The sequence below is a fragment of the Pseudoalteromonas sp. SG43-3 genome, from assembly GCF_014164385.1.
Classification (GTDB): domain Bacteria; phylum Pseudomonadota; class Gammaproteobacteria; order Enterobacterales; family Alteromonadaceae; genus Pseudoalteromonas; species Pseudoalteromonas distincta.
Genome location: NZ_JACJFC010000033.1, coordinates 16142 through 27471, shown reverse-complemented (window position 1 = coordinate 27471; position 11330 = coordinate 16142). Strand labels below are relative to the sequence as shown.

Annotated in this window: 16 protein-coding genes; 4 read left to right on the top strand and 12 right to left on the bottom strand. The window is 36.3% G+C overall.

Annotation, left to right across the window (positions count from 1 at the left end):
• Window positions 1–198: 198 nt before the first annotated feature.
• The 8 genes from H5157_RS19700 to H5157_RS19665 form a co-directional block, all read right to left on the bottom strand.
• Entirely contained in the window at window positions 199–963 is a 765-nt protein-coding gene (locus tag H5157_RS19700; RefSeq protein WP_182725358.1) for a 2-keto-4-pentenoate hydratase, read from the bottom strand.
• Between the two features lie 138 nt (window positions 964–1101).
• A complete protein-coding gene (locus tag H5157_RS19695) occupies window positions 1102–1506 on the bottom strand; it encodes a hypothetical protein (protein ID WP_002958658.1) in 405 nt (134 codons plus the stop codon).
• A 109-nt stretch (window positions 1507–1615) separates the two neighbouring features.
• Window positions 1616–1774 carry a hypothetical protein gene (locus tag H5157_RS19690; RefSeq protein ID WP_007378675.1) on the bottom strand — a complete coding sequence of 53 codons (159 nt, stop codon included), beginning with the start codon at window positions 1772–1774 and terminating at the stop codon, window positions 1616–1618.
• Window positions 1775–1962: 188 nt separating this feature from the next.
• Window positions 1963–2307, bottom strand: a complete 345-nt coding sequence (locus H5157_RS19685; RefSeq protein WP_182725357.1) for a hypothetical protein — start codon at window positions 2305–2307, stop codon at window positions 1963–1965.
• 94 nt (window positions 2308–2401) lie between these two features.
• Window positions 2402–2623, bottom strand: a complete 222-nt coding sequence (locus H5157_RS19680) for a hypothetical protein (protein WP_182725356.1) — start codon at window positions 2621–2623, stop codon at window positions 2402–2404.
• A 450-nt stretch (window positions 2624–3073) separates the two neighbouring features.
• Window positions 3074–3361, bottom strand: a complete 288-nt coding sequence (locus H5157_RS19675; RefSeq protein WP_002958660.1) for a putative quinol monooxygenase — start codon at window positions 3359–3361, stop codon at window positions 3074–3076.
• Between the two features lie 78 nt (window positions 3362–3439).
• Window positions 3440–4255, bottom strand: a complete 816-nt coding sequence (gene dkgB / locus H5157_RS19670) for a 2,5-didehydrogluconate reductase DkgB (RefSeq protein ID WP_182725355.1) — start codon at window positions 4253–4255, stop codon at window positions 3440–3442.
• Window positions 4256–4617: 362 nt separating this feature from the next.
• The gene (locus tag H5157_RS19665) at window positions 4618–5790 is read right to left on the bottom strand and encodes an MFS transporter (RefSeq protein ID WP_182725360.1); all 1173 of its coding nucleotides are present in this window, start codon (window positions 5788–5790) and stop codon (window positions 4618–4620) included.
• Window positions 5791–5906: 116 nt separating this feature from the next.
• Between H5157_RS19665 and H5157_RS19660 the strand changes: the two genes are divergently transcribed.
• Together H5157_RS19660 and H5157_RS19655 are read left to right on the top strand one after the other, a co-directional pair.
• A complete protein-coding gene (locus H5157_RS19660; RefSeq protein ID WP_182725354.1) occupies window positions 5907–6794 on the top strand; it encodes a LysR family transcriptional regulator in 888 nt (295 codons plus the stop codon).
• Window positions 6795–6901: 107 nt separating this feature from the next.
• Entirely contained in the window at window positions 6902–7942 is a 1041-nt protein-coding gene (locus H5157_RS19655; protein ID WP_182725353.1) for a metal-dependent hydrolase, read from the top strand.
• A gap of 74 nt (window positions 7943–8016) precedes the next feature.
• Here H5157_RS19655 and H5157_RS19650 read toward each other — a convergent pair whose 3' ends face one another.
• The gene (locus H5157_RS19650; protein WP_182725352.1) at window positions 8017–8979 is read right to left on the bottom strand and encodes a sensor domain-containing diguanylate cyclase; all 963 of its coding nucleotides are present in this window, start codon (window positions 8977–8979) and stop codon (window positions 8017–8019) included.
• 323 nt (window positions 8980–9302) lie between these two features.
• Window positions 9303–9572, bottom strand: coding sequence for a hypothetical protein (locus H5157_RS19645; RefSeq protein WP_039487544.1), 270 nt, complete (start codon window positions 9570–9572; stop codon window positions 9303–9305).
• Between the two features lie 241 nt (window positions 9573–9813).
• Here H5157_RS19645 and H5157_RS19640 point away from each other — a divergent pair, with 241 nt between their 5' ends.
• On the top strand, window positions 9814–10080 hold the full coding sequence (locus H5157_RS19640) for a type B 50S ribosomal protein L31 (RefSeq protein ID WP_182712301.1): 267 nt from the start codon (window positions 9814–9816) through the stop codon (window positions 10078–10080).
• Window positions 10077–10211, top strand: a complete 135-nt coding sequence (gene ykgO, locus H5157_RS19635; protein WP_002958669.1) for a type B 50S ribosomal protein L36 — start codon at window positions 10077–10079, stop codon at window positions 10209–10211. The genes H5157_RS19640 and ykgO overlap by 4 nt, the downstream gene beginning before the upstream one ends.
• Window positions 10212–10274: 63 nt before the next feature.
• Here the strand turns inward: ykgO and H5157_RS19630 are convergent, their stop codons facing one another.
• Together H5157_RS19630 and H5157_RS19625 are read right to left on the bottom strand one after the other, a co-directional pair.
• A complete protein-coding gene (locus H5157_RS19630; protein ID WP_002958670.1) occupies window positions 10275–10661 on the bottom strand; it encodes an OsmC family protein in 387 nt (128 codons plus the stop codon).
• Window positions 10662–10744: 83 nt separating this feature from the next.
• Entirely contained in the window at window positions 10745–11134 is a 390-nt protein-coding gene (locus H5157_RS19625) for a cytochrome b562 (RefSeq protein ID WP_154902890.1), read from the bottom strand.
• Window positions 11135–11330 lie beyond the last annotated feature (196 nt).

Sequence of the window (11330 nt, the reverse complement as noted above, 5' to 3'; positions counted from 1 at the left end):
AACTGGCAAAGTTAGGAGGCTGGAAAGATACCAAGCGCACAGGGCGTGCATCTGTGAAAGTGTTATGGCAAGGATGGCTTAAGTTACAAGCCATCCTGGAAGGCTACGATTTAGCAAAATCTCTTGAGTCAGACTTGTGATCAAGAGACAGCTAATTAGTGGGTTGTTTTATTATGACCGTTAAAATGAATACTTCGCTTAATGGGATAAAAATGTCACATTAAATGTATTTAAATCTTCATATGTAATACATGTTTGCTCATTAGTATTAAGCTCAACCACACCACAGTAAGAACCAGTTATAAACACTTGCCCTGCTTTTAAGTTAATTCCCTTTGCTGATAAGTAATTAACCGCCCAATAAAGTGGATGCTGCGCAAGCTCTGCAGGATGCACACCTGCCAAGTTTAACTCCAGCTCAGCTTGCTTAACATTGATATTTACAGTACTTGCGTTATACGCTTTGGCTTTATCTATTTGTGGGCCTAAATACACGCCTTGATTAGATAGGCCATCGGCCAGTTTTTCAATGTGAGTGCTTGGAGTGTTTTCATCAAACCTTTTTTGAATAAGCTCAAGTGCTAAATGGGCGCTGGCAAATGCAGTATCTACGTCTTCATTTGTATAGGTTTTATTACTAGGTAAATCGCTTTGTAAAATAAATGCAATTTCTGGTTCAATAAGCGCTTTATTGTTTGTTGTATACAGTTGGCAATTTTCAGCTTGTTTTATAGGTGCATGTAAAAGAGGCGCTAATATAATTGAGCCATCATCTAAAGGCAGCATACACTTCCAGCCATATACAGTTTGATCATTTAAATAAATCATCAACTTTTGTACTTCTATCGCATCGTCAGTCGAGTCTAGTACTAACTCTTTAGGAAAATTTGAACGTGCTGGGTTTTCTTCTCTTTGTGCTAATAAGTGAGTAGCAATTAGTTTTAGCTGTATTGAGTTGTTCACATAAATCTCTTTAAAATACGTTACTGGTTAAGCAGTAAATAGGAAGGGTTATATTATTAATGTATTAGCTTAGGCATTAGAACATCATGTTAAATGCCTATAATTAAAATTATATTTAAAACAAAGCGTGGTAATTATTTAAGTATCAATAGATTTAAGCGATCGTAAGAATAGCCCTAAGCCGCCAAACGCTAAAATTATAATAACAATCAAATCAAACGACGTCATAGTTCGCATACTAAATCGAACACTCGATATAACGCCAAATATGAGTGCGGTTAACGAGCCAAGAGATAGCACCCAGCCTAAAATATTTTTAGAATTATAAAAAATCAGACCTACACCAAAAATAAACGGGATCATAACCATGCCGCCTGTAACGCCAAAGCCACCTAAAGCATTAACACTATAAATGCGAGAACTTAGTCCAAAATTAGAGGTCACCGAAATTGCGTTTAGCAGCATATAAAAGCCACCGCACATCATAATCAAACCAATAAAAAAATGCCCAATACCACCAGAGCTTCCACCCGCACCTTTCATTATTAATTATTCCTTTTATATTTATAACTTAATTGTTTTAGATGGTAATTGCTCGAGTATTAACATTGACCGCAATCTACATAATCAATCAGTGCACACGCGAAAACACTTATCGCGTAATTACATGCCAAATAACATAAAACCAAGATAAAAAACCGTGCAAAATTGCCCATAACACAGACTCATTAGCACTCCATGAAATAGCAATTGCTAGGGCCGTACCAAAAGAGACTCCATATTTTACTATTTCATTTCTTGAGTTTCTCATTAGTTATATTCCTAATTTTTAACTTATACCAATCTGCTTATATATGGGGTCTATTTAACGTTAAGAAAATTACGCTAGAACTAGGCAAAAATTTTTATATCTAGTTGTTCTAAATAAAAAATTTTTAACGACGTTATAGTGCAATTTAATTCGTTAAATTGATCAAAGATTTATGCAGGTTGGTATTATTAGCTGCTTGATTTGCTTACTAAAACTGACAGCTCTTTACCATCAATATTAATACTTGCTTCTTTGCCTATTTCAACAATTAAAGAGGGAGCCATATGTTTTCCACCTAGTTTTAGGTCAGTTACTAAACTAACAGTAGAATCATCAATTGGCGTTACTGTAAGAGCAAAACTATACGAATTATCAACTGAAACTGTCGCCTCTTCGTTTGAATTGACTACTAAAATAGGTGAACCAATTAAGTTTTTATTATCATAAAATTTAGCATTCACTACAAAACTATCATTAGCTTGTGCAAATGAGGCAAAGCCTAACAACGCTACTATTGCGATTAATTTTTTCATTATTATCTCCATATAAATTATACAGTTTAAAGCTATTAAGGCTTTATTGGCTGTGATTTTTTAGCTAGCAATTTACCAGCTAATGATTAAAAACTTATGTTTTAGCTCTGATGACATAACCAACGCCCAGCGAACTAATATAGAGCAACACTCCAAATACACTAATATCAATGAGTAGCTTTAGAATGTCAAAAGTATCTGTAAACACAAGATACTCAAAAGCAAATAAGTGAAATATGACTTTTGATCCAAAATACGCAGTTAATAAAGGGATTACAAAAATAAGAATTGATTGATTAGATTTATTAATTTCCATACCCATGTCTCCATTATTAGTTTAATTAACTCAGCTCTAAAAATATAACACACAAAAAATATATAAATAGTTTGCTATTTTAAGCCTCACATTGAGTACCACTCGAACTATTTACGGCTGACTAAAATGCCATGTTATATTTCTATAATTTACACCAGAGAATTTTAATGTAAACAACAAATTAAATAGGCTATTTATTAGAGTGGGTTGTGATAGCAAAACGACTTTTAATAAAGTTATGAACCTCTTTTGATTTCGACGCACTGTGCATTAACAAAAAAGAGTCCTAATAGGTTTCATTGATATTGGCGAAGTTGAGTATTTAGGCAGGTTGGAGTGTAAGAATAAAAGGTGATGTAAGTTAACAGCACCTATTTGAGTATTTACTTTATGATATGTAATTTAGCTAAGTATTTTAATACGTACCATAATAGGCACTATAAAAAGAATTTAACCAATTGATTTATATACATCAATACTACTATTGGTTAAAAGCCCAGTAACTTGCGTACCAAACGCTTTAAAGTGTGGCTCGTTTTTATGCGCTTCAAAGTGCTCATCAGACGCCCATTGTTCGCTAACAACGTAATCGGTATGTTCATCATCACTTTTTACCGATAGTTCATAACGTAAGCACCCTACTTCTTGGCGCGATGACTTTTGTAAGTTTTCAAGTGCTGTAAGCATCACATCTGCATCAATATTTTTGCACGACAGTGCAGCTATAACCGTTAACATGTGTATTCCTTTTAAAAGTTAAGGTGTAGATAATCTACACCTTAAAATATTTAGTTTAACTTTGCGTTTGAGATAAGTTTATTGATCCCACTGCGGCGCAAAGTCTGGTGTTGCTTGGCGGTCGCCACAATCTAGGCCATCAATGCGGGCTATGTCTTCATCATCTAACTTAACGTGGTCGTTAAAGTTATCTTCTAAGTTTTTGCGCTTAGTTGATGATGGAATTGTCGTCATGCCGCTTGCGTTAACCCATGCTAAAACAACTTGTGCTGGACTTGCATCGTGCTTGTTAGCAATGTCGATAATGGTTTTATCTTTAAGTACTTTACCTACTACAAATGGCATGTACGCAGTTACATGTATATCGTGCTGAGCACAAAATGCACGCAATTTAGTATTAGTTAAATATGGGTGAACCTCAATCTGATTGGTAAATATTTCACGCGAGTCAAGTGTTTGCATTGCTTCATTTAAGTTTGCAATGGTGAAGTTTGATACACCAATGTGCTTAGTTAAACCAAGCTGCTTCGCTTTTAGTAATTCAGTGAGGTATTCACTCATTGGCTCGTCGTTAGCAGGCGATGGCCAATGAACTAGCAGTAAGTCGACCGAATCAACTTGTAGCTTTTCAAGTGACTTTTTAACGCTTGGGATAAAGTCGCTTTTATTTAATTTGTTATTCCACACTTTGGTGGTTAAGAATATTTCACTGCGCGGAATATTACTATCTTTTATGGCTTGACCTACTTGCTCTTCGTTGCCATAAATTTGTGCGGTATCAATATGGCGAAACCCAACTTCGAGTGCCATTTTTACTGAGTTATAGGCAGTGTCGCCCTCTAAGCGGAATGTTCCCATACCTAGTTCTGGCATTTCTATTACACGTTTTGTCATGGTTTATCCTTATAAAATAATCGGTTTTGAAATACAAACTTTTAAAAGTTTTACGAAATACACCTTTTACTTCTTATTACGACTGTCACTTAAAAATCTATGACCTCATAACAGGTATGAGGTCATTAATTTTAGTTTCAAGGTTAGGGTCTGTTAATCTTTAGAGATTACATTTGCAGCAGTGTATTTGGTATTTAGGCAAGGCAGAGCCTATGCAGTGTGGTTGTTCCACATTAATAGGCGATAACGCAGCATAAATGCCAAATACGCGCTGCCTTTAGGTTCTTCCTAGGGTGGATTTACTCTTTGTCCCTAGATTGAACAAATTTAATCCTAAAAGGTCAACAGACCCTGCTAAGGCTTTATGCTTGCTGAATTTCACGTTTATCAAGCATACCGCTGTAGCGTGTAACACCAAGTGCTAAAACAGAGATAACGGCGCCTATCCATGCTGTATCTTGCAGGGTCATGTTCTCTACTACGCTACCACCAATAATTGAGCCAAGTGCAATACCAATATTAAATGCGGCTATGTTTAAACCTGATGCAACATCTACCGCATTGGGCGTGTGCTTTTGCGCTTGCTTTACTACATAAAGTTGCAAGCCTGGCACATTACCAAAAGCAAATGCGCCCCAGACTAAAATAGTAAGTACAGCGGCAATTTTTGATTCCATCGTAAAGGTAAATATCAGTAAAATAATACTCAAAGCGCTGAATATAATGCTCAGTGCGCTAATTGGGCCGCGTTTGTCGGCCAACTTTCCACCCCAAATATTACCTACCGCTACCGATACACCGTAAACAAGCATTATTAAAGCAATAGCCGAAGGCGCAAAACCTGTTTGTTGCTCTAAAATAGGTGCTAAATAAGTAAACGCTGTAAACGTGCCGCCATAGCCCAATATCGTCATTAAATACACCAGTAATAAACGCGGTTTTACGATTACTTGTAGTTGCTCTTTAAACGTCGCTGGTATTGATTGTTTTAAATTTTTTGGCACTAAAATAGAGCTGCCGATTAATGCAATTAAACCTAATAGCGACACAACTAAAAACGTTGCACGCCAACCAAAGTGTTGTCCAATCCATGTACCTAGTGGCACACCAGTTACTAGTGCTACAGTAAGCCCGGTAAACATAATGGCTATTGCACTGGCTTCTTTGTCTTTGCTTACTAGGCTAGTGGCAATCATCGATCCGATTGAAAAAAACACACCATGGGCAAGCCCCGTTAAAATGCGCGCAAGTATTAATGTTTCGTAACTTGGCGCTTGCCATGCGAGTAAGTTACCTAAAACAAATAAGCCCATTAAGCTTATTAGTACCACTTTACGATTCCAACGACCCGTTAAAGCCGTTAGCACCGGCGCACCGATGGCAACGCCAACCGCATATAAACTTACAAGCAAACCTGCTGAAGGTAGGCTTACGCCTAAGTCGTTTGCAATGGTGGGTACTAATCCCACTATTACAAACTCAGTTGTTCCTATTGCAAATGCGCTTAAGGTAAGCGCCCACAAAGCCAATGGCATAGTTATATCCTCATTAATATTTGAAGAATGTAGTTTGGCTAAAATATCGTTTGCAAAAAATAGCATTAGTGACAAAATACTTTTGTTAATAATGCAAAGATGGTGTTGGTATATTTATGGCTGTTCATTCAAAAACTGAAGATTTAGAAACGTTTATAACGGTAGTCGATTGCGGAAGCTTTTCGGGGGCGGCTAATTTGCTCGATCAACAGGTGGCTAAAGTGTCGCGAGCTGTATCACGCCTTGAAAATACACTGCAATGCACTTTGCTAAACAGAACAACACGCCGATTAGAGCTTACCGAAGAAGGCCATACTTTTATAAAATATGCGCGCGAAGGGTTAAATACGCTTTATACCGGTGAAGAAGCCATAAAGCTTTTAAAACAAGCGCCAAGTGGCAAGCTGCGAATAGATGCGGCAAGCCCTTTTGTATTGCACCAACTTACGCCTTTAATTGGCGAATTTGCCAAGCAATACCCCCACATAATGCTTGATATAACCTCGCACGACAGCATTATTGATTTACTTGAACATAAAACCGATTTAGCCATACGCATTGGTGATTTAAAAGACTCAAACTTACATGCTCGTAGACTTGGCAGCAGCCAGTTGCGTATTGTAGCCAGCCCAGAATATATAAATAATAACAAAGCAATTGCGCAAATTGATGACTTACAAAATCATAAGTTAATTGGTTTTAGTGACTCTCCTAAATTAAACAATTGGCCGTTAGTAAAGCCCGCTTTATTTACGTTTTCGCTTAGCGCAAGCAGCGGCGAAACAGTGCGCCAACTATGTATTGCAAACCAAGGTGTGGCGCTACTTTCTCACTTTATGATTGGCAATGACCTAAAAACAGGTAAATTAGTTGAAGTGTTACCCAGTGCAGTTAGCTCACCTAATAACCGAGAAATTGTACAAGCCGTGTATTATAAAAATAGTGCTGTATCGTCTCGCATTACAGCATTTTTAGATTTTATAAAACCCAGGCTTAGTTTATAAATTTTGGGCATTGATGTGCTTATCAAATATTTCACATTATTTTTTGACGCTTTTGAATAATCAAAAAGTATAAATAATAAAAGTCGTAATTAAAGGTATTAATCAAAATGGATTCTTTAACGCAGGTAGCATTAGGTAGTGCTGTAGGTTATGCGGTATTAGGCAATAAAATAGGTCGAAAAGCCGTTTTATGGGGAGCAATTTTAGGCACACTCCCTGATTTAGATGTATTTTTGCCATATGGTGGCTCTGTAGAAGCATTTACTTACCACCGTAGCTTTAGCCATTCGTTATTAATACATTTATTAATTAGCCCGCTCATTGTATGGCTAATATTAAAAATACACGCGGGAATGCAAATTTATAAAGTGCGCTGGTTTTGGCTCGTATTTTTAAGTTTATCTACACATGCCATATTAGACAGCCTAACGGTATACGGTACACAATTACTTTGGCCTTTTACTGAGTACCCCTTTGCGGTTTCTAGTGTGTTTATTATTGACCCCGCTTACACGCTTCCTTTATTAATTGGCGTAATATGTACGCTAATACCCAAAATAAAAGCAGCAACGGCTTATCGTATAAATGCAGCGGCTTTAGTTTTAAGTAGTCTATATTTATTTTGCGCTTTAATTTTAAAAGTAAATATTGATGACAAAGTAAAAACGGCTCTCAACAACAGGCAAATACCAGTAAATGCGTATGTTAGTACGCCTGCTCCGCTAACCACTTTGCTGTGGCGTATTGTTGTGATGTCTGACGGACAATACTACGAAGGTTATGCATCAGTATTTGACGCGCCCAGCGATGTTACATTAACGCCTTATCAAACAACGCCTTCATTGTTAAATAATATTAGCGATGAATGGGCTATAAAACGCTTGCAGTGGTTTACTAAAGGGTTTTATTCGGTGCGCCAACAGCAAAGCAATATTGTACTTTCTGATTTACGTATGGGCATGGAGTGCAACTATGTGTTTAATTTTGTAGTGGGTCAAAAAAATGATTTAGAGGTGAGCATTGGTAACTTTGAAAAAATAAGTCAAAGACCAAACTTAAACAATCTTCATAAAATATGGGACAGGATTTGGCAACCAAATGTGTCTTTAGCATCACCCGCTGCAAAAAATGACTGCAATAGCCAATAACTACCTATTATAAGATTCGTACTAGCATGAGGAAGTTAAGTGAAGTTCAAGCAGCAATTAAACTAAATAGCTCACTAAAGTGATTGCTGCTTTTTTTGCTGATACATTGCAACATCAGCATCTTGAATCATATCCTCAACCGATTTACCTGTATCGTATTTAAAGTGTGTTACCCCTACACTGTAATCAATTTTGTATGGCTTATTTAAGGTATTATTGGCATGCGCAATTGCATCCGCAAACCTTTGTAAAACAAACTCAGCTTTTGTTTCATCTAAATCACTTAGCATTACTACAAACTCATCTCCGCCAAGTCTGCCTATTACTTCACAATCACAAAATGAACTAAGCATAATTTGCGCAAATTTATTCAATACAAAATCGCCTTCGTGGTGTCCATAAACATCATTAATTTGTTTAAACTTATTAAGATCAAACAATATAAACGACATTGATACTTTGTTTCGCCTACATACATTTAGCGTATGCTCAGCAAGGTTCAAAAAGCCACGCCGGTTAGAGATTCTTGTTAACTCGTCAATTGTAGCTAGTTGAATTGATTGAATCTCTTGCTCAACCAATGTGCCTAAATCTCTTAGTAATTGTTTTTCTTCATCATTAAGGTGTCTAGGTTTATTATCGGCAAGGCATAAAGTGCCTATAATAACCCCTTGCCTTAATTTTAAAGGAAAGCCTGCATAAAAGCGTACCTTAGGATCGCCTGCAACAAAAGGGTTATCATAAAACCTTTTATCTTGGGCTGTATCTGGGATTATTAAGAGCTCGTCTTGATTTATGGTATGGCCACAAAATGAGGTTTCGCGAGGAAGCTCAGGCGCATCAAGCCCCTGCCTAGATTTAAACCATTGGCGGTCTTCGTCAATTAAAGTAACCAATGAAATAGAAACATTAAACATACGCTTGGCAATACGAGTAACACGATCAAAGCGCTCTTCATGCGACGTATCTAGAATTTTTAATGTTTTTAACGCATGTAATCGCTCTGCTTCGTTACTTGGGATCTCAGGTTTAATCATTAAAGCTCAATTAATTTTAAGTGTTTTATGAATTACGAAATGGGAGCGAATATTTTCGAGTATATAACCCATAAACTTATTTAAATTATAAACAGTCTGTCTATTAAAACTAGAACATTACCTTAAAATAGCAATAAATACTTATGAATATCAGTAAGTCGTACCTAAATAAAGATAAGATTAAATCCGCAAAAAATTATGATGAAAACAGGTGGGAGTAATGGTTGATACAACATTACTACTTTCTAGTTAAAAAGTAGTAGTGGCTATTTAGTTTTATTTAAATAACCACTGGATTTGGCATACTTACAAAAATAAACACTTTAATTTTGGTGCTCATATTGTCCACGGTAAACTTCAAATACTTTTAAAACAGTATGTTGCTCTTTAGTTAGGTTATCAAACCAAGTATCAAACAGCTCATCATCTTCTTGCTCACTAAGTGCCATATACCTTGCTAGTAACTCTACAATATCATTGTGGTTGCAGGTTAACGGATTTACTTGTTGCGCCAAGGTACTGTGGTCGCGCTCTCTTAGGGTTTCCATCACCCCTTGGTCAATTTGTTCTTGTTGTTGTGTTGCGTCACTCATACATAACCTCTGTAATAACTTTATAACCGTATTTGTTAACGTTTTAACTCTTAAATATAGTTATAACAGCCTAAACGCCAATAGCCAGCATTTTTAATTCAAGTGCTTATTTTTTGATTTATTTGCACAAATAGCCAGCAATTACGCCCCTTTTGGGGAGCATTTAAATAATTTGCAATGAGAGAATAAATACGTTAAATTAAAATGATACACTATCACATATCATTTATTGAGGCGTATTATGAAACCAAATATTCATCCTGATTACCAAGTGGTTGCTTTTCACGATACTGCTGCCGATTCTTACTTTATTATTGGCTCAACCATTAAAACAAGCCGCACAGTAGAAATAGACGGTAATACTTATCCATATGTACCTATTGACGTATCAAGTGACTCACATCCATTTTATACAGGCAAGCAAAAAACTGTTGCTACAGATGGCCGTGTTGCACAGTTTAACCGTCGTTTTAAAAGTTTATCGACTGTTAAAAAGGAAAAGGTATGAAAGTATTAAGTTCCCTAAAAAGTGCGAAGCAACGCCCGGGGTGTCAAATTGTAAAACGCAAAGGTCGTGTATTTGTAATTTGCAAAAACAACCCACGCTTTAAAGCAGTACAAGGAATGAAAAAGAAATAAGTTAAGCCGTGGGGCACTATACATAATTAGGTAGCCTGTTAAAGCTACCTAATTCAGGGAGGATTATTTTACCACTACTGAAAACTCTGGCACTGCCTGAATTACTTTTTTTACCGTACAGGTATTAACGGCTGCAATAAGCGCCTTTTTATATTTATCAGGAAAACCGTCTGGTAGGTTAATCTCAATTGAAAATAACTTTTTACCGTTATCATCTACATTTTCATTATTTTGAGTAAGCGTCATACCTTGCGTTGAAATATCACGCTGCTCACAAAATTTACGTGCATAAAAACCTGCACATAAAACCATACTTACTAAAAAGTAATCAAACGGTTCTGGGTGCTCTGCGTTGCCACCAGCGTTTACACTTTGATCGCTGATTACTTCTAGGTCGCCAAATTTAGCGCTTTGCTTTTGGCCTTCTAACATTGAAACTGAAATTTCCATTGTGTTTCCTTATATTTATTGCTGCAGATACTTTTAACGCAATTAGCTTAAAAGTAGCGACTAAAGATACATATAGTTTAGGTTTATGAACCGAACAGTAATTCAAAGAACCCTGGAGGCTCATGTAGCTCATGATATTTTTTACGTAAATTATCTATATTTTTTAACGGTTCTTTTGCTGCACTTAGACCCTGCTCATTCGCTGCTTTTTTTGCAAGCTCAGCTTGGGCAATTACTTTATCAAGGCCCTGCAATGACTGCTCAGGCTTTTTGTAAAACTTACCTGTTTTACTTACTTTTACTAGCTTTATAAATTCATCAATCGCAGTATTAAATTCACTAAGTTGAGTTGCCTGTACTGCTTGTTTATACGCAAGGCCCGTATTTTTCATATTTATTTCAAGATCGACAGGTTCCTCGGCTAAAACCAATGAGCTAAATAATAACGCAATATTTAATAAGAAATATTTCATGAACAACCTTATGAATGAAAGACACCTAATTGTATCAATTAAAGTAAAAAAAGTAACTCTACTGCTTGAACTTTGGAAGCTATCTGTAAAGCCCCTTTACAGTTTGTATTAGCGGTAAAAGACAGAACTTAATCTTGAATTTATGAAAATAAATTATCAAGCTAACCCTATACGATACAAACCTCAAAAGTAACAA

Excerpts from the sequence above, each read along its gene's own strand:
- H5157_RS19695 (WP_002958658.1), bottom strand. The coding sequence starts at position 1,506 with ATGAAAGGTGCGGGTGGAAGCTCTGGTGGTATTGGGCATTTTTTTATT.
- H5157_RS19690 (WP_007378675.1), bottom strand. The coding sequence starts at position 1,774 with ATGAGAAACTCAAGAAATGAAATAGTAAAATATGGAGTCTCTTTTGGT.
- H5157_RS19685 (WP_182725357.1), bottom strand. The coding sequence starts at position 2,307 with ATGAAAAAATTAATCGCAATAGTAGCGTTGTTAGGCTTTGCCTCATTT.
- H5157_RS19680 (WP_182725356.1), bottom strand. The coding sequence starts at position 2,623 with ATGGAAATTAATAAATCTAATCAATCAATTCTTATTTTTGTAATCCCT.
- H5157_RS19675 (WP_002958660.1), bottom strand. The coding sequence starts at position 3,361 with ATGTTAACGGTTATAGCTGCACTGTCGTGCAAAAATATTGATGCAGAT.
- dkgB (WP_182725355.1), bottom strand. The coding sequence starts at position 4,255 with ATGACAAAACGTGTAATAGAAATGCCAGAACTAGGTATGGGAACATTC.
- H5157_RS19665 (WP_182725360.1), bottom strand. The coding sequence starts at position 5,790 with ATGCCATTGGCTTTGTGGGCGCTTACCTTAAGCGCATTTGCAATAGGA.
- H5157_RS19660 (WP_182725354.1), top strand. The coding sequence starts at position 5,907 with ATGGCTGTTCATTCAAAAACTGAAGATTTAGAAACGTTTATAACGGTA.
- H5157_RS19655 (WP_182725353.1), top strand. The coding sequence starts at position 6,902 with ATGGATTCTTTAACGCAGGTAGCATTAGGTAGTGCTGTAGGTTATGCG.
- H5157_RS19650 (WP_182725352.1), bottom strand. The coding sequence starts at position 8,979 with ATGATTAAACCTGAGATCCCAAGTAACGAAGCAGAGCGATTACATGCG.
- H5157_RS19645 (WP_039487544.1), bottom strand. The coding sequence starts at position 9,572 with ATGAGTGACGCAACACAACAACAAGAACAAATTGACCAAGGGGTGATG.
- H5157_RS19640 (WP_182712301.1), top strand. The coding sequence starts at position 9,814 with ATGAAACCAAATATTCATCCTGATTACCAAGTGGTTGCTTTTCACGAT.
- ykgO (WP_002958669.1), top strand. The coding sequence starts at position 10,077 with ATGAAAGTATTAAGTTCCCTAAAAAGTGCGAAGCAACGCCCGGGGTGT.
- H5157_RS19630 (WP_002958670.1), bottom strand. The coding sequence starts at position 10,661 with ATGGAAATTTCAGTTTCAATGTTAGAAGGCCAAAAGCAAAGCGCTAAA.
- H5157_RS19625 (WP_154902890.1), bottom strand. The coding sequence starts at position 11,134 with ATGAAATATTTCTTATTAAATATTGCGTTATTATTTAGCTCATTGGTT.